Here is a 16,632-nt window from a genome sequence, read left to right as displayed (position 1 = left end):
GAAAAAGTTGTAGGCCCGATTGCATCGGTACTGTGAATTTGCGACATCTACACAACCGTTTGCGACAGCGTCGTAAAGAAGGTGAAAGGTTAGATTCGCAAGTATCGCCAACATTGTCGGCGTGATATAAGTTTGCGCCGACACAAAAAGAAAGAGCCGCCCAGATAATAAAACAGGTGGGACGGCAGTACTCTTCTAAAAACCAAAGGAGCAAATCACGATGCGCGTGATGAAGTGGAGCATGATCGCCCTGGCTGTTGCAGCAGGCACCTCGCAGTTCGCAATGGCGTCTTCCCAGGACGAGTCCAAAGGTTTCTTTGGAGACCAGAGCCTGAAACTGAAGACCCGTTTTGAATACATGAACCGTGACTTTAAAAACGGTGCAGGCAACGGCACTTCCGGTACTGCTGGTTATCGCCAGGATTCCGGTCTCAGCCAACTGCTGACTTACGAATCGGGCTTCACTCAAGGCACCGTTGGCTTCGGTCTCGACGCCATGGCAATGGGTTCGGTCAAACTGGACGGCGGCTCGGGCCACCGCGGTAACGGCCTGTTCGCCAACGACAGCGATGGCAACCCGGAAAAATCCCAGGGCAAAATCGGCGGCGCAGTCAAATTCCGCGTATCCGACACCGTTCTGAAATACGGCCAGCAATTCGTTGCCAGCCCGGTATTCGCCACCGACGACAGCCGTCTGCTGCCAGAAGTCGCCACCGGTACCCTGATCACTTCCAAAGAGATCAAAGGTCTGGAACTGAGCGCAGGTCGCTTCACGTCCCTGAGCAAACAAACCGGTATGGGCCGTGACAGCATCGGCGGTCTGCCTGATGAGAACGGCAATGGCGGCAAAGGCCTGACCAACATCAACATCTTCGGCGCCAGCTACTCGTTCACCGATAACTTCACCGGTGCCTTGGCTGCTTCCGACGCTGACGACTACTTCAAGAAGTACTACGTCAACCTGAACTACACCTTGCCAATCAACGACGAGCAGTCGCTGAACTTCGACTTCAACGGCTACCACACCAAAGGCGAAAGCCGCGGTGACCTGGTTGACGCGATCGGCGACGGCACCACTGGTGTGGACAACAACCTGTGGTCCCTGGCCGCTGCTTACAGCATCGGTGCCCACAAGTTCACCCTCGCTCACCAGCGCTCCAGCGGCGACAACGCTTACTACTATGGCGTTGACGGTAACAGCACCATCTTCGTTGCCAACTCCATTCAGATCTCCGACTTCGTGGGCCGCGACGAGCGTTCCTGGCAGGCTCGCTACGACCTGAACATGAAAACCTACGGCGTACCTGGCCTGAGCTTCATGACCCGTTACGTGATGGGTGACCACATCACCACCAACGGTCTGGGTGAAGGCAAGGAAAACGAGTGGAACGCCGAGTCCAAGTACGTGATCCAGGAAGGCCCGGCCAAAGACCTGTCGTTCCGTCTGCGTTATGCCATGTACCGCTCCAACGGCGCGTACAGCGGCTACGCGTCTGACAACAACGACACCCGTCTGATCGTTGAGTACCCACTGAACATCCTTTAATAGAGATGCGCAGCTGACGTACTGTAGAGCCATGCTCTAACAAGAACCGCTCACCTGATTCAGGTGAGCGGTTTTTTTATGCCTGCACTTATTGCATCCCTGCAACAAAGATTAGCCAGCTATCTATTAGCTGGCGAACTTTCACAACAGGCATAAAAAAACCCAAGAGCATGAATGACTCTTGGGTTCTTATTGATTAACTGACTGCAAAGCCAGGTATCAAGGTTGTTACTGTGCTGCTGTTTCCTGAACTACGCGAATCGTCCGCTGCGGAAAAGGAATATCAATACCGGCGGTTTTTAAACGATCACGCGACTGCTCGTTAAACATGAACATCACGTCCCAGTAGTCTGCAGTTTTAACCCACACACGCAGGGAAACTGTGATCGCACTGTCACCCAGCGTCGAAATCACCGCCTGCGGTGCCGGGTCTTTCAGAATACGCTCGTCGTTGGCCAGATCCAGCAGCACTTGACGGGCCTTTTGCAGATCGGCTTCATAATCGACGCCCACATCAAACACAACCTTACGGGTCGGCTGACGGTTGGTGTTGGTGATGATGCCGTTCGACAGGTTGCCGTTAGGCATGATGATGGTCTTGTTATCCCCAGTACGCAGCACGGTATGGAAAATCTGGATACTGTCGACCGTGCCCGCTACGCCTTGCGCTTCGATCCAGTCACCAATACGGAACGGACGAAACAGCAGAATCAGCACGCCGCCAGCGAAGTTCGCCAGGCTGCCCTGCAAGGCCAGACCGATCGCCAGACCGGCAGCACCGATCGCAGCAACAAACGAAGTGGTTTCAACACCGATCATCGAAGCGACGCTGACAATCAGCAGCACCTTGAGAATGATGTTCGCCAGGCTGCTGATAAAACCTTGCAGCGCCAGATCGGCATTACGCAGGGCCAGCAGACCGCCGAGTTTCTGCGTGACCTTGTTGATCAGCCACCAGCCGATGGCCAAAGTAATCACTGCCAGCAGCACGCGGCTGCCGTATTCCATGATCATCGGGATCCACGCCTGGGATGCCTTGACCAGGTTGTCCACCTCAGCATTCAAATCCATGTTCTATCTCCTGATTTCCGGCCATTGGGCACGCGAAAAATAAGCGGCAGAAACCCGCCGGGTGTACACAAAACAATGTGGGAGCGAGCCTGCTCGCGAAGGCGCCGTGTCATTCAGCAATGAGTTGACTGACACACCGCCTTCGCGAGCAGGCTCGCTCCCACAGGTCATCTGACCGAGCTTAGTCGCGGAAGTTGTTGAACTGCAGGGGCATGCCGAATTCCTTGGCCCGCAGTGCCGCGATGGCCTCTTGCAGGTCATCACGCTTCTTGCCGGTCACGCGCACTTGCTCGCCTTGAATGGCGACCTGCACCTTGAGCTTGGCATCCTTGATGTGGCCGACGATTTTCTTCGCCAGTTCTTTGTCGATGCCTTCCTTGAGGATCGCGTCCTGCTTCATCAGTTTGCCCGATGCATAAGCGTCCTTGACCTCAAGGCACTGTACGTCGATCTTGCGCTTGACCAGCGCCAGCTTGAGGATTTCGATCATCGCTTCCAGCTGGAACCCGGCTTCAGCGGTCAGGCTGACGGTGAGGTCTTTTTCCTTGAACTCGAAGCTGCCTTTGCCTTTCAGGTCATAACGACGATCGAGTTCCTTCACGGCGTTCTCGACCGCGTTGGTGAGTTCGTGTTTGTCCAGTTCGGATACCACGTCGAACGACGGCATGTAATCTCTCCAATAAAAAGGCGCGCTCGATGTGGATGGAGCGCGCTTGGCTTGCGGTTAAAATCGGGCTCATTATAACGGGTCTTTTCCCACCGACACGGCGAGCCGCACATGCCTGTACGCAATCGAGTAAAAAACTGATGTCCACCCCCTGGCATGTACTGGGCGCCGGCAGTCTCGGCACGCTGTGGGCTACACGCCTGGCTCGCGCCGGTCTGCCGGTCAGGCTGATCGTGCGTGATGCCGAACGCTTGCAAAGCTATCAGGCTGCGGGCGGCTTGACGCTGGTGGAGCACGGTGTGGCGAGCACCTATGCGGTTCCCGGCGAAACACCCGATAGTCCCGAGCCAATCCGCCGTTTGCTGGTGGCCTGCAAAGCCTACGACGCCGAAAGCGCCGTCGCCCGCCTCGCCCCACGGCTGACGGCGGACGCCGAACTGATCCTCCTGCAAAACGGCCTCGGCAGTCAGGACGCCGTGGCCAACCGTGTTCCGCTGGCACGCTGCATCAGCGCTTCAAGTACCGAGGGCGCCTTTCGCGATGGCGCCTGGCGTGTGGTGTTCGCCGGCCACGGTTTCACTTGGCTGGGCGACGCTGGGCATCCGGTCGCACCGATCTGGCTGGACGATCTGGAGGCGGCGAAAATTCCCCATGAATGGAGTACCGATATCCTCACGCGGTTGTGGCGCAAACTGGCGCTCAACTGCGCGATCAATCCGTTGACCGTGCTGCACCATTGCCGTAACGGCGGATTGCAGGAACATCACTGCGAAGTCGCTACGCTGTGTGGCGAACTGGTCGAGTTGCTGGAGCGCTGCGGCCAACCGGCTGCAGCAGAAAACCTGCAACAGGAAGTCGAAAGGGTCATCCATGCCACCGCCGCCAATTACTCATCGATGTATCAGGACGTCGCCAATCAGCGCCGTACCGAAATCAGCTATCTATTGGGCCACGCCTGCAAAGTCGCCGCGCGCCATCAGTTGAACCTGCCGCACCTCAAGCAATTGCAGCAACGACTGATCACGCATCTGCGCAGCCTCGGATTGCCCAGCGACTGAGCAGCGGCTACGCTGGCCACTTGTTCCTCTGCTGTGAAAAACCTGATGCCATTGCGCCAGCGCCTCGAAAACCTGCCGGTCGGCCAGAAACTGCTGGCCGCCCTGCTGGTGCTGTTGACCACCGTTCTGCTGGTCGCCAACCTGACCTTTATCAGTGCCGCCTACTACATTTCCCAGGAAAGCATGGCGCCGCAGGCGTTGCAGACCATCGGCCGGCTGATTTCCAACCCCAGTCTGGTCAGCGAAGCCCTGCAATCACCGCAAAGCGCCGAGCGCCTGCTCAAAGAACTCGACAGCTATTCACCACTGCGCGCCGCCGCCCTGTATGACGGCAAGGGCGAACGTCTGGCGCAAGTGCAGCGCGGCGACAAACTGAATCTGCCGGAGCGCTATCGGCACATCGAAGCGTGGCAACTGACCGAATTTCGCAGCAACCAGTTGATCACCCTGCCCCGCCCCGGCACTGCGCCGGGCCACTTGTTGCTGGTGGCCAGCAGCGAACTGCCGATGGCGTTCTACACCGGCACCCTGACCGCGAGCCTTGGCATTCTGATTTTCAGCGTGCTGTTGTGGCTGGTGATTGCCCGGCAGATCAAACGCCTGATCACCCGGCCGATTCATCAGCTTGAGGAATTGTCGCGTCAGGTAACCCGCGAAGAGAACTACGCCCTGCGCGCCTCACGTGGCAATCATGACGAAATCGGCAGCCTCGCCGAGGCGTTCAACACCATGCTGTCGCGCATCGAAGCCCGCGAGCAGCAACTCAAGCGCGCCCGCGATGACTCGCAAGCGGCCTACGATCAAGCCCAGGGGCTGGCCGAGGAAACCCGCCACACCAACCGCAAACTGGAACTGGAAGTCCAGGTGCGCAGCAAGATCGAGAAGAAGCTCACCGGCTTCCAGAACTACCTCAACAGCATCATCGACTCGATGCCCTCGGCGCTGATCGCCCTCGACGAGCAGCTCTACGTGACCCAGTGGAACCAGGAAGCCAGTGCCCTCTCCGGCACACGACTGGACGAGGCACTGAACCAACCAATCTTTCTCGCCTTCGAACCGCTCAAGCCGTTTCTGCCGCAACTCAAGCAGACCGTCGAGCAGCACACCGTGGCGAAAATCGAGCGAGTGACGTGGTTCAAGGACGATGAACCGAAGCATTACGCACTGACGTTCTATCCCCTGATGGGCGGTGCCGGGCGGGGAGTGGTGATCCGTATCGATGACATCACCCAGCGCCTGTCGCTGGAGGAAATGATGGTGCAGTCGGAAAAAATGCTCTCGGTCGGTGGCCTCGCCGCCGGCATGGCCCATGAAATCAACAACCCGCTGGGCGCGATCCTGCACAACGTGCAGAACATCCGGCGACGCCTGTCCGCCGACCTGCCGAAGAACCTCGAAACCGCCGAGCAACTGGGCATTGAACTGGACACGGTAAACCGCTATCTGCAGGGCCGCGAAGTACCGCAACTGCTCGACGGCATCCAACAGGCCGGCGCCCGCGCGGCGAAAATCGTCACGCACATGCTCAGCTTCAGCCGTCGCAGCACCCGACAAATGGCGCCGTGCGACTTACCGGCATTGATCGATCAAGCAGTGGAAATCGCTGGCAACGACTTTGATCTGGCCATCGGCTTCGACTTCAAGGGCCAGGCGATCATCCGTCAGTTCGACCCGGCGCTCGGTCCGGTGCCGGGCACCGCCAATGAACTTGAGCAAGTGCTGCTCAACCTGTTGAAAAACGCCGCGCAGGCCATCCATCAGCGTGAAGACGACAGCGAACCGGGACGGATCATCCTGCGCACCAAGCTCAATCCACCGTGGGCCGAAATCCAGGTCGAGGACAACGGCATCGGCATGAGCGAGAACGTGCGCAAACGCACCTTCGAGCCGTTCTTCACCACCAAGGAAATCGGTCAGGGCACCGGCCTTGGCTTGTCGGTGTCGTACTTCATCATCACCAATAATCACAAAGGACAGATGGAGGTGCAGTCGGCACCGGGCCAAGGCACCTGTTTCACCTTGCGCCTGCCGTTGACGCAACCGCTGCCCTTCGCTGCCGAAACCAATCAATTATCGAGGTAACCCATGGGCTTTCGCCTGTCGAAAATCTACACCCGCACCGGTGACAAAGGCGAAACCGGCCTGGGCGATGGCCGCCGCGTGCCCAAGGATCACCCGCGCATCGAGGCAATCGGCGAGGTCGATACGCTGAACAGTCAGGTCGGCGTGTTGCTGGCCGGGTTGCTGGCCGAGCGCGACACGTATCCCGGGCTGAATGAACTGATCGAGGTGTTGGCGCCTTGTCAGCATCGGCTGTTCGATTTGGGTGGCGAGTTAGCGATGCCGGAGTATCAGGCATTGAACGCGGCAGAAATCGAACGGCTGGAAACTGCGATCGATCTGTGGAATGAAGAGCTGGGGCCGCTGGAGAATTTCATTCTTCCGGGCGGGTCGATGCTGATTGCGCAGGCGCATGTGTGCCGGAGTCTGGCGAGGAGTGCCGAGCGGCGCTGTCAGCATTTGAATGCGCTGGAGCCGTTGGCCGGGGTTGGGCTGGCGTATATCAATCGGTTGTCGGATTTGCTGTTTGTCGCGGCGCGGTTGATTGCGCGGCGGCAGGGGATTGCGGAGATTCTTTGGCAACCGGCGGTAAAACCTGCAGAAAAGTAGCGCCTCACAGGCCGCCTTCGCGAGCAAGCTCGCTCCCACAGTTGATTGGGTTCATCCAGTTGGAATGCAGTCAAATGTGGGAGCGAGCTTGCTCGCGAAGAGGCCAGCAGCCTTTACAGAGAATCAGGCCAGAACGCGCGAATCCCCGCGACACCCTGCGCGCCAACGCCCCAAGCCTTCTCGCGCTCAGCCGGACCAACCCCGCCCAACAGAAACACCGGCTTACTAAAGCCTTCGATCAACGTTGAAGCCTGCTCCCAGCCCAACGGCTGGGCATCCGGGTGCGTCAAAGTCGGCTGCACCGGCGACAGCGTGACGAAATCCACGCCCATCTGCTCTGCCAGCGCCAGTTCTTCAACGTTGTGGCACGACGCCGCCAACCAGCGCTCCGCCGGTAACGGCCGCCCCGCCGCCGCGTATTTGCGCAGCTGTGCAGAGGTGATGTGCCAGCCGGCAGACGGGAAATCGCCGAGCCACTCGAACGGCCCCTTGATCATCAACTGCGCCTTCCCGGCACACAGCCCGGCCGCATCGACAGCCAGATCGCGATATTTGGGGTCATAGCCGTTCGGCGCGCGCAACTGGATCAGTTTGATCCCACCGGCAATCGCCTTCTGGATACCGCGCAGTAGAGCCGGGGTTTCCAGATCCTCAGGAGTAATCAGGTACTCCGCCGGCAAACGCGCCGCCGCAACGATCGGCTGGTTGGCGGCCGGGAATTCGTAGCTCGCCAGTTCCTTCGCCGAGACCCAGGCCAACGGCTGCCCTTCAGCACCGTGCGGCTCGCCGGTGAATGCCGACACTTCCCAGACATCCAGCAATACCTGCTTGTCCGGGTAGTCGTGACGCACTTTGATCAGCGGGCGGGCTGAGCCAACGACAATGCCCAACTCTTCGTGCAGCTCACGGGCCAGTGCGCCTTCGACCGACTCGTCGGCCTCGACCTTGCCACCGGGAAACTCCCACAGACCACCCTGATGCTGGGTGTCGGCGCGGCGGGCGATGAGGATTTTGCCGCTGCTATCACGAATGACCGCAGCGGCGACGTGTACGCGTTTCACGGAATCAACTCCTCCAGTCCAGCCTTTTGCCATGCTTTGAAGGCGGGCCATTGGTAGACGGTTTCAACATAGGCTTCGTCGGCGGCGGGCAGTTGCACTTGGTAGGTGCGCAAACGCACGGCAATCGGGGCGAAGAAGGCATCGGCAAGACTCACCCGACCGAACAGGTACGGCCCGCTCTCGGTGGCGGCGGCGCGGCATTCAGCCCACAGCGCGAGCATGCGCTCGATGTCGATCTTCACTTCTGGCGGCACCGGGTTCAGCGGTGCGTCATGGTTGAGGTTGAACGGCATGTGATTGCGCATGGCGAAGAAACCGCTGTGCATTTGTGCGCAAGCGGATCGGGCCTGAGCGCGGGCGAAAATGTCGGAGGGCCATAGTTGCTCGGACGGGAACGTCTCGGCGAGGTATTCGGCAATTGCCAGTGAGTCGGCAATGGTGCCGCGCGCCGTTTGCAGCAGCGGGACTTTAGCGGTCGGCGAATGCTTGAGCAGCAGCGCGCGGGTATCGGGCTTGCCGAGTTTGATCAGTTCTTCGCTGTACGGTGCGCCGGTCAGTTCAAGCGCCAGTGCGGCACGCAGGGACCAGGAGGAAAGCAGTTTGTCGCCGATGATCAGGTGCAGGGACATGGGTGTGGCGCCTTTTCGTCAGAGGAAAGCGTCTAAACTTGTCGTGTCTGAACCATCGCCTTCGCGAGCAAGCTCGCTCCCACAGGTTCTTGGATGTACACAACATGTATGAACGGCCGAAACCACTGTGGGAGCGAGCTTGCTCGCGAAGAGGCCGGCAGCCCGCTCCCACATTTTGGATCAAGTACGGTATTCAGCGTTGATCTTCACGTATTCATGCGACAGATCAGTAGTCCAGATGGTTTCGCTGCAATCGCCGCGACCCAACTCGATACGGATGGTAATTTCTTCCTGCTGCATCACCGCCGAACCCTGGGCTTCAGTGTAGGTCGCCGCACGGGCACCACGGCTGGCAATGCACACTTCGCCGAGGAACACGTCGATCTTGCTCACGTCCAGATCCGGCACGCCAGCACGGCCGACTGCGGCGAGGATACGGCCCCAGTTCGGGTCTGAAGCGAACAGTGCAGTCTTGATCAGCGGCGAATGCGCAACGGTGTAGCCAACGTCCAGGCACTCCTGATGGTTGCCGCCGCCATTCACTTCGACGGTGACAAACTTGGTTGCGCCTTCGCCGTCACGCACGATGGCCTGGGCCACGTCCATGCATACTTCGAACACCGCTTGCTTCAACTTGGCGAACAGCTCGCCTTCGGCGCGGGTGATTTCCGGCAGTGCAGCTTTGCCGGTGGCAATCAGCATGCAGCAGTCGTTGGTCGAGGTGTCGCCGTCGATGGTGATGCGGTTGAACGACTTGTTCGCGCCGTCCAGCATCAAATTGTGCAGAACGTCACGGGAGACTTTGGCGTCGGTGGCGATGTAGCCGAGCATGGTCGCCATGTTCGGGCGAATCATGCCCGCGCCTTTGCTGATACCGGTGACGGTGATGGTCACGCCGTCATGCTCGAACTGGCGGCTGGCGCCCTTCGGCAGGGTGTCGGTGGTCATGATGCCGGTGGCGGCGGCTTCCCAGTTGTTTTCCGAGAGGTCGTCCAGTGCGGCTTGCAGCGCGCCTTCGATCTTCTCGACCGGCAGTGGCTCGCCAATCACACCGGTGGAGTACGGCAGAATCTGGCTGGCATCAACGCCAGTCAGCTCGGCCAGTCTGGCAGTAGTACGCTCAGCGGCGGCCAGGCCAGGTTCGCCGGTGCCGGCGTTGGCGTTGCCGGTGTTGGTCAGCAAATAACGCACGGCGTTCTGCACGCGTTTTTTCGCCAGGATCACCGGTGCCGCGCAAAACGCGTTCAAGGTGAACACGCCTGCCACGGTCGAGCCTTCGGCGCAGCGCATCACAACGACATCTTTGCGCCCGGGGCGCTTGATGCCGGCCGAGGCGATACCGAGTTCAAAACCGGCAACCGGGTGCAACGTTGGCAAAGGACCAAGACCAACAGCCATGAATGCGCTCCTTACTCAATGATGTCAGCACCGTCACGCGCAGCAACGGTGGTTTAAATGGCAAAACGCCGCGACGGCAGGAGCCGGTCGCGGCGCGGGTATTTCAGCGATTGAAACGGGTTTTACTGGATCTGCCCGTGGCAATGCTTGAATTTCTTGCCCGAACCGCAGTAGCACAGTTCGTTGCGGCCCAGCTTCTGCTCATTGCGAACCGGGGCGGTGGCGAGGGCTACATCAACCTCTTCACCCAGAACTTCCGGTTGCTCCAGACCTGGCGCTTCGGCGTGTTCGAACTGCATGCGGGCGGCCAGTGCTTCGGCTTCCTGACGCAGACGCTGCTCTTCGGCTTCCGGGTCTTCGCGGCGTACCTGAACGTGCGACAGCACGCGGATCGAGTCGCGCTTGATCGAATCGAGCAGCTCGGAGAACAGCGTGAACGACTCGCGCTTGTACTCCTGCTTCGGGTTCTTCTGAGCGTAGCCACGCAGGTGGATGCCGTGACGCAGGTGATCCATGGTCGACAGGTGGTCTTTCCACAGGTCGTCCAGCACGCGCAGCACGATTTGTTTCTCGAACGAGCGCAGTGCTTCGGCACCGGCCTGGTCTTCTTTCTCGTTGTACGCCGCCATCAGCTCGGTCATGAGCTTCTCGCGCAGGGTTTCCTCGTACAGATGGTCGTCTTCGTCGAGCCATTGCTGGATCGGTAGTGTCACGCCGAAATCGCTGGCAATCGACGCTTCCAGACCTGCCACGTCCCACTGCTCTGGCAGCGATTGCGGCGGAATGTGTGCGCTGACGGTGGCGTTGAGCACGTCCTGACGGAAGTCAGCGATGGTCTCACCGATGTTGTCAGCGGCCAGCAACGTGTTACGCATGTGATAGATCACTTTACGCTGTTCGTTGTTGACGTCGTCGAACTCGAGCAGTTGCTTGCGAATATCGAAGTTACGGCCTTCAACCTTGCGCTGCGCCTTCTCGATCGCGTTGGTCACCATGCGGTGCTCGATCGCTTCGCCCGGCTGCATGCCCAGGGCTTTCATGAAGTTCTTCACCCGGTCAGAGGCGAAAATGCGCATCAGGCTGTCTTCCAGCGACAGGTAGAAGCGGCTCGAACCGGCGTCACCCTGACGGCCGGCACGACCACGCAGCTGGTTGTCGATACGGCGCGATTCGTGACGCTCGGAGGCAATCACTTGCAGACCGCCGGACTCCAGCACTTGCTGGTGACGCTTCTGCCAGTCGGCCTTGATCTGAGCGATTTGCTCAGGGGTCGGGTCTTCCAGCGAAGCGACTTCCACTTCCCAGTTACCGCCCAACAGGATGTCGGTACCACGACCGGCCATGTTGGTGGCGATGGTCAGTGCGCCCGGACGACCGGCCTGCGCGATGATCTCGGCTTCTTTTTCGTGGAACTTGGCGTTCAGAACCTTGTGTTCGATACCTTCTTTCACCAGCAATGCGGACATGTGCTCGGAGGTTTCGATGGTGGCAGTACCCACCAGCACCGGACGACCGGCAGCCATGCTTTCCTTGATATCCGTAACGATCGCCGCGTATTTCTCTTCGGCGGTCAGGAACACCAGGTCGTTGAAGTCTTTACGCGCCAACGGTTTGTTCGGCGGGATGACCATGACTTCCAGACCATAGATCTGGTGGAATTCGAACGCTTCGGTGTCAGCGGTACCGGTCATGCCGGACAGCTTGGTGTACAGACGGAAGTAGTTCTGGAAGGTAGTCGAGGCCAGGGTCTGGCTCTCAGCCTGGATGTTCAGGCCTTCCTTGGCCTCGATGGCCTGGTGCAGGCCTTCGGACAGGCGGCGACCCGGCATGGTACGGCCGGTGTGCTCATCGACCAGTACGACCTGGCCGTCCTGGACGATATATTCGATATTGCGGTTGAACAGTTTGTGCGCACGCAGACCGGCATACACGTGGGTCAGCAGGCCCAGGTTATGCGCCGAGTACAGGCTCTCGCCTTCAGCCAGCAGGCCGACGCGGGTGAGCATGTCTTCGATGAACTGGTGACCGGCTTCGTTGAGTTCGACCTGACGGGTCTTCTCGTCAACGGTGTAGTGGCCAGCCTTGGTGACTTCACCTTCGACTTCTTCAACGTGCAGCTCCAGCTGCGGGATCAGTTTATTGATCTCCATGTACAGCTTGGAGCTGTCCTCGGCCTGACCGGAGATGATCAGCGGGGTACGCGCTTCGTCGATGAGAATGGAGTCGACTTCGTCGATCACGGCAAAGTTGAGTTCGCGCTGGAATTTTTCTTCCATGCTGAACGCCATGTTGTCGCGCAGGTAGTCGAAACCGAATTCGTTGTTGGTGCCGTAGGTGATGTCGGCGGCGTAGGCCAGACGTTTCTCTTCCGGCGGCTGGAACGGCGTCACGACGCCGACGGTCAGGCCGAGGAATTCATACAGTGGACGCATCCAGTTGGCGTCGCGACGCGCCAGGTAGTCGTTCACCGTCACAACGTGCACGCCCTTGCCGGACAATGCGTTGAGGTAAACACCCAGGGTCGCTACGAGGGTTTTACCCTCACCGGTGCGCATTTCGGCGATCTTGCCTTCGTGCAAGGTCATGCCACCGACGAGTTGCACGTCGAAGTGGCGCATACCCATGATGCGCTTGCCGGCTTCGCGGGCGACCGCGAAGGCTTCTGGCAACAGCTTGTCGAGGGTTTCCCCTTTGGCGATGCGGGCCTTGAACTCTTCGGTCTTGGCGCGCAATTGATCGTCCGAAAGGGCCACCATTTGCTCTTCGAAGGCATTGACGAGCTGCACCGTCTTGAGCATGCGTTTGACTTCACGCTCGTTCTTGCTTCCAAAAAGTTTCTTTAACAAAGGCGCAAACATATCGGCAGGATCTTCCACACTAAAGGGATGGAGGGCGGCCCCGTGAGCGTCGCCCGTGCAGCCCTCATGGCCGCATGCGAACGAGCATTCTACCCGGAAACGGAAGTGAGGAAAGTGGCGATGTTCCACGATGCTGGCACTGCGCTTTGACGGGGCTCACTTAAAATAGGGGCGTTTTGCTCAACTTCAAGTCATACAAGGCAGAAGTTAGTCGTTGATTTAATGGGTAAAGCGGGGGCAAAAGCAATGGGCGAGTGAATCCACCTCTTTCTGCTACCATGGCGTTTCTGTTACTTCAGGTGTTCGATCATGGCATTTCGCCCTCTTACGGCCAGAGCACCCGCCGTTCTCCTGCGCGAAGCCAAGCCGCTCAAAGCCATCCTCGGCCATGCCCAACGACTGGGTCATCTGCAGCGCCTGCTCGAAAGCCAACTGCAACCCGCCGCCCGTGAACATTGCCATGTAGCGTCGTGGCGTGAGGGCAGTCTGTTGCTGATTGTCACCGATGGCCACTGGGCCACGCGCCTGCGTTACCAGCAAAAACGCTTGCAGCGGCAGTTGCAGATGTTTGACGAGTTCGCCAGTTTGACGCGGATTCTGTTCAAGGTGCAGCCGCCGACCGTTCAACGCGGAGCGGCCGGGCACACAATGGATTTGTCGACGGATGCAGCGGCGACGATTCAGGCCACGGCGGACGGGATCACTGACCCGGGGTTGCGCGCGGCGCTGGAACGACTGGCGGCGCACGCCAAAGCCAAGACCTGACAAATTCCCTGTGGGAGCGAGCTTGCTCGCGAATGCGGACTGTCATTCAACCTAGCGGACTGTCATTCAACCTATGTGTTGCCTGACACGGCGCCTTCGCGAGCAAGCTCGCTCCCACAGGTTTCAGCGGCGTTTGCTGCCGCCGAGCAGCGACCCCATCAGGCCGCGCACCAGTTGTTTGCCGAGGTTATTGGCAGCCTGACGCATGGCTGACTTCAAGGCCTGCCCTGCTGCCGTACCCAGGAACTCTCCAGCCCTGTCCGCCAGACTCGGCTCTTGCGAAGCCGCTGGCGCTTCAGCCTCAGGCGCCAGCCCTTTACGCCCCATCAGAATTTCATACGCAGACTCACGATCGATCGGCTTGTCATAGCGGCCCTTGAACGGCGATCCGGCAATCAGCATGGTTCGTTCGGTATCGGTCAGCGGCCCGATTCGCGATTGCGGTGGCGCCACCAGCACGCGCTGAACCATTTCCGGCGTGCCTTTCTCGGTCAGCGTGCCGACCAGCGCCTCACCAATCCCCAACTCGGTCAGCACCGACAGGCTGTCAAACGCCGGATTCGGCCGGAAGCCGTCCGCTACCGCGCGCAGGGACTTCTGCTCTTTGGCGGTAAAGGCGCGCAAGCCATGCTGAATGCGCAGGCCGAGCTGCGCCAGCACGTCATCGGGCAAGTCCGCCGGCGACTGCGTGACGAAATACACGCCAACGCCTTTGGAACGGATCAAGCGCACCACTTGCTCCAGCCTTTCCTGCAAGGCCTTGGGCGTATCGCCAAAGAGCAAATGCGCCTCGTCGAAAAACAGCGCCAGCAGCGGTTTGTCGGCATCACCGCGCTCCGGCAACTGCTCGAACAGCTCGGCCAGCAGCCACAACAGGAATGTCGCATAGACCTTCGGCGCTTCGTGCACCAGACGACTGGCGTCGAGCAAGTGAATGCGCCCACGACCATCGGCGGTCGGTTGCAGAATGTCTTCGAGTTGCAGTGCCGGTTCGCCAAACAAGGCTTCAGCGCCCTGCTGTTCGAGGATTGCCAAGCGGCGCAACAGCGCCTGACTGGAGCCAGTAGTCATCAGCGCCGCGTCTTCGCCCAACAGCTGCGGGTTTTCCTTGAGGTGATTGAGCAGCGCTTTCAGATCCTTCAGATCCAGCAGTAACAGGCCTTCACGATCGGCGACCTTGAACGCTGCATAAAGCGCCGACTGCTGACTGTCGGTCAGTTCCAGCAGACTGCCGATCAGCAGCGGCCCCATTTCGCTCAACGTGGTGCGCAACGGATGACCGGACTCGCCGTGGATGTCCCACAAGGTCACCGGATAGGCCTGCGCCTTGTAGTTGAGCCACGGCATCCCGGCGATACGCTCGGCGACCTTGCCTTGCGGGTTGCCGGCGGCACCGAGGCCACACAGATCGCCCTTGATGTCAGCGGCAAACACCGCGACGCCGGCGTCGCTGAACGCCTCGGCCAAACGCTGCAAGGTGACGGTTTTACCGGTACCGGTGGCGCCCGCGACCAGTCCGTGGCGGTTCGCCAGGCGCATGGCCTGAGCAATCTGTTGGCCTGCGAGATCGGCGCCGATTACGAGTTGCGAGGAGTCAGGCATTTTGTCACCCAATGGTTAATCTTTGATTCTGCATGGCCGATAAAGAAGAGTGAGAGACCCGACCACAAGTCAGGCCGGACATTTCCCTAAGGAGAGACGGAAATATCAGCTTGTTTTCACCCTTGCCCATTTTGCGCGCTTCTATAAAAGCACGCCCTGGACATTAAGACCTTAGCGGAACCCCAAGCCATGAACAAAAATCTGCGCTTCAGCCATAAAATTTTGCTTGCCGCCGCCCTCATCGTCATCGCCGCCTTCGCCTCGTTTACCTTGTACAACGACTGGCTACAGCGCAATGCGATCCGCGATGACCTGAACAACTATCTCAACGAGATGGGCGAGGTCACCGCCGACAATATCCAGACCTGGCTCAACGGTCGCATTCTGCTGATCGAGAACGCCGCCCAGAACATTTCGATCAACCCCGAGTCTGCCAACGTCGCCAGCCTGCTGGAGCAGAAAGCCCTGACCTCGACGTTCATGGCCACCTATCTGGGCGATTCCACCGGGCACTTCACCATCCGCCCGGACACGAAGATGCCGGACGGTTTCGATCCACGCGTGCGCCCTTGGTATAAAGGTGCCGAGAGCAGCAGCACCTCGACCCTGACCGAACCGTACATCGACGCCGCCACCGGCCAGTTGATCATCTCCATCGCCACCGCCTCGAAAAAGGCCGGCCAGAGCGTCGGCGTGGTCGGCGGTGACCTGAGCCTGCAATCGCTGGTCGACACCCTCGCCGCCCGGGACTTCGACGGCATGGGTTATGTGTTCCTGGTCAGCGCCGACGGCAAGATCCTCGTCCACCCGGACAAGGCTCTGGTGATGAAATCCCTGAAAGAAGCCTATCCGCAAGACACCCCGCGCATCAGCAGCGACTTCAGCGAAGTCACCGTCGACGGCAAGACCCGCATCGTGACCTTCGCGCCGATCAAAGGCCTGCCGTCGGTGAACTGGTACATCGGTCTGTCGGTGGACAAGGATCAGGCCTTTGCGATGCTCAGCCAGTTCCGCGCCTCTGCGGTCATCGCCACAGTCATCGCAGTCGCGATCATCCTCGCGCTGCTTGGCATGCTGATCCGCATTCTGATCCAGCCGCTGCACGTCATGACTCGCGCCATGGAAGACATTGCCGACGGCGAAGGCGACCTGACCAAACGCCTGACCATCGTTAACAACGATGAATTCGGCGTGCTGGGCACCGCATTCAACCGTTTCGTCGAGCGTATTCACGGTTCGATCCGCGAAGTGTCCTCGGCCACCGGTCAGGTTAACGAAGTCGCCCTGCGCGTGGTCGCGGCGTCGAA

The 16,632-nt window shown here is 59.4% G+C and carries 12 protein-coding genes and 1 pseudogene; 6 read left to right on the top strand and 7 right to left on the bottom strand.

Annotated elements, in window-relative coordinates; genetic code table 11:
• Positions 1–220 precede the first annotated feature (220 nt).
• On the top strand, positions 221–1,546 hold the full coding sequence (locus tag HUW52_RS08250; protein WP_175553379.1) for an OprD family porin: 1,326 nt from the start codon (positions 221–223) through the stop codon (positions 1,544–1,546).
• Positions 1,547–1,774: 228 nt separating this feature from the next.
• Here the strand turns inward: HUW52_RS08250 and HUW52_RS08245 are convergent, their stop codons facing one another.
• Both HUW52_RS08245 and HUW52_RS08240 read right to left on the bottom strand, forming a co-directional pair.
• Entirely contained in the window at positions 1,775–2,617 is an 843-nt protein-coding gene (locus HUW52_RS08245; RefSeq protein ID WP_016983189.1) for a mechanosensitive ion channel family protein, read from the bottom strand.
• 181 nt (positions 2,618–2,798) lie between these two features.
• Positions 2,799–3,284, bottom strand: coding sequence for a YajQ family cyclic di-GMP-binding protein (locus HUW52_RS08240; protein WP_175553378.1), 486 nt, complete (start codon positions 3,282–3,284; stop codon positions 2,799–2,801).
• A 140-nt stretch (positions 3,285–3,424) separates the two neighbouring features.
• Here HUW52_RS08240 and HUW52_RS08235 point away from each other — a divergent pair, with 140 nt between their 5' ends.
• Genes HUW52_RS08235 through HUW52_RS08225 form a run of 3 tightly spaced genes read left to right on the top strand, consistent with a single transcriptional unit; the run spans position 3,425 to position 7,012 of the window.
• Positions 3,425–4,342 carry a putative 2-dehydropantoate 2-reductase gene (locus HUW52_RS08235; RefSeq protein ID WP_175553377.1) on the top strand — a complete coding sequence of 306 codons (918 nt, stop codon included), beginning with the start codon at positions 3,425–3,427 and terminating at the stop codon, positions 4,340–4,342.
• Between the two features lie 45 nt (positions 4,343–4,387).
• Positions 4,388–6,424, top strand: coding sequence for a HAMP domain-containing sensor histidine kinase (locus HUW52_RS08230; RefSeq protein ID WP_175553376.1), 2,037 nt, complete (start codon positions 4,388–4,390; stop codon positions 6,422–6,424).
• Between the two features lie 3 nt (positions 6,425–6,427).
• Positions 6,428–7,012 (top strand): cob(I)yrinic acid a,c-diamide adenosyltransferase, encoded by a 585-nt coding sequence (locus tag HUW52_RS08225; protein ID WP_175553375.1) that lies wholly within the window; start codon positions 6,428–6,430, stop codon positions 7,010–7,012.
• 113 nt (positions 7,013–7,125) lie between these two features.
• On the opposite strand, the gene HUW52_RS08220 is transcribed toward HUW52_RS08225, so the two are convergent.
• From HUW52_RS08220 to secA, 4 genes are all read right to left on the bottom strand, one after another.
• Positions 7,126–8,073, bottom strand: coding sequence for a Nudix family hydrolase (locus HUW52_RS08220; RefSeq protein WP_175553374.1), 948 nt, complete (start codon positions 8,071–8,073; stop codon positions 7,126–7,128).
• Positions 8,070–8,702: a glutathione S-transferase family protein gene (locus HUW52_RS08215; RefSeq protein WP_175553373.1), complete on the bottom strand. Its 633-nt coding sequence runs from the start codon at positions 8,700–8,702 to the stop codon at positions 8,070–8,072. Before HUW52_RS08215 ends, HUW52_RS08220 begins: the two co-directional genes overlap by 4 nt.
• Before the next feature lie 180 nt (positions 8,703–8,882).
• Complete coding sequence (gene argJ / locus HUW52_RS08210; protein ID WP_175553372.1) at positions 8,883–10,100, bottom strand: bifunctional glutamate N-acetyltransferase/amino-acid acetyltransferase ArgJ; 1,218 nt, start codon at positions 10,098–10,100, stop codon at positions 8,883–8,885.
• Between the two features lie 122 nt (positions 10,101–10,222).
• On the bottom strand, positions 10,223–12,958 hold the full coding sequence (gene secA / locus HUW52_RS08205; protein WP_175553371.1) for a preprotein translocase subunit SecA: 2,736 nt from the start codon (positions 12,956–12,958) through the stop codon (positions 10,223–10,225).
• A gap of 309 nt (positions 12,959–13,267) precedes the next feature.
• On the opposite strand from secA, the gene HUW52_RS08200 reads away from it, so the two are divergent.
• Positions 13,268–13,723: a DUF721 domain-containing protein gene (locus tag HUW52_RS08200; RefSeq protein ID WP_038366691.1), complete on the top strand. Its 456-nt coding sequence runs from the start codon at positions 13,268–13,270 to the stop codon at positions 13,721–13,723.
• Between the two features lie 123 nt (positions 13,724–13,846).
• Here HUW52_RS08200 and HUW52_RS08195 read toward each other — a convergent pair whose 3' ends face one another.
• Positions 13,847–15,325, bottom strand: coding sequence for a helicase HerA-like domain-containing protein (locus HUW52_RS08195; RefSeq protein ID WP_175553370.1), 1,479 nt, complete (start codon positions 15,323–15,325; stop codon positions 13,847–13,849).
• 189 nt (positions 15,326–15,514) lie between these two features.
• Here HUW52_RS08195 and HUW52_RS30695 point away from each other — a divergent pair.
• Positions 15,515–16,546 (top strand): annotated as a pseudogene (locus HUW52_RS30695) (cache domain-containing protein); the annotation flags it as partial.
• Between the last annotated feature and the right edge of the window lie 86 nt (positions 16,547–16,632).

Source organism: Pseudomonas sp. 43A (assembly GCF_013363935.1).
Taxonomy (GTDB): domain Bacteria; phylum Pseudomonadota; class Gammaproteobacteria; order Pseudomonadales; family Pseudomonadaceae; genus Aquipseudomonas; species Aquipseudomonas crudilactis.
The sequence above is the reverse complement of the archived record's forward strand: the minus strand, read 5'-3'. Positions and strand labels throughout refer to the sequence as shown.

Bases quoted from the DNA above. Each gene is read 5' to 3' on its own strand.
- HUW52_RS08230 (WP_175553376.1), top strand. From the start codon at position 4,388: ATGCCATTGCGCCAGCGCCTCGAAAACCTGCCGGTCGGCCAGAAACTG.
- HUW52_RS08235 (WP_175553377.1), top strand. From the start codon at position 3,425: ATGTCCACCCCCTGGCATGTACTGGGCGCCGGCAGTCTCGGCACGCTG.
- HUW52_RS08245 (WP_016983189.1), bottom strand. From the start codon at position 2,617: ATGGATTTGAATGCTGAGGTGGACAACCTGGTCAAGGCATCCCAGGCG.
- secA (WP_175553371.1), bottom strand. From the start codon at position 12,958: ATGTTTGCGCCTTTGTTAAAGAAACTTTTTGGAAGCAAGAACGAGCGT.
- HUW52_RS08250 (WP_175553379.1), top strand. From the start codon at position 221: ATGCGCGTGATGAAGTGGAGCATGATCGCCCTGGCTGTTGCAGCAGGC.
- argJ (WP_175553372.1), bottom strand. From the start codon at position 10,100: ATGGCTGTTGGTCTTGGTCCTTTGCCAACGTTGCACCCGGTTGCCGGT.
- HUW52_RS08240 (WP_175553378.1), bottom strand. From the start codon at position 3,284: ATGCCGTCGTTCGACGTGGTATCCGAACTGGACAAACACGAACTCACC.
- HUW52_RS08215 (WP_175553373.1), bottom strand. From the start codon at position 8,702: ATGTCCCTGCACCTGATCATCGGCGACAAACTGCTTTCCTCCTGGTCC.
- HUW52_RS08225 (WP_175553375.1), top strand. From the start codon at position 6,428: ATGGGCTTTCGCCTGTCGAAAATCTACACCCGCACCGGTGACAAAGGC.
- HUW52_RS08200 (WP_038366691.1), top strand. From the start codon at position 13,268: ATGGCATTTCGCCCTCTTACGGCCAGAGCACCCGCCGTTCTCCTGCGC.
- HUW52_RS08195 (WP_175553370.1), bottom strand. From the start codon at position 15,325: ATGCCTGACTCCTCGCAACTCGTAATCGGCGCCGATCTCGCAGGCCAA.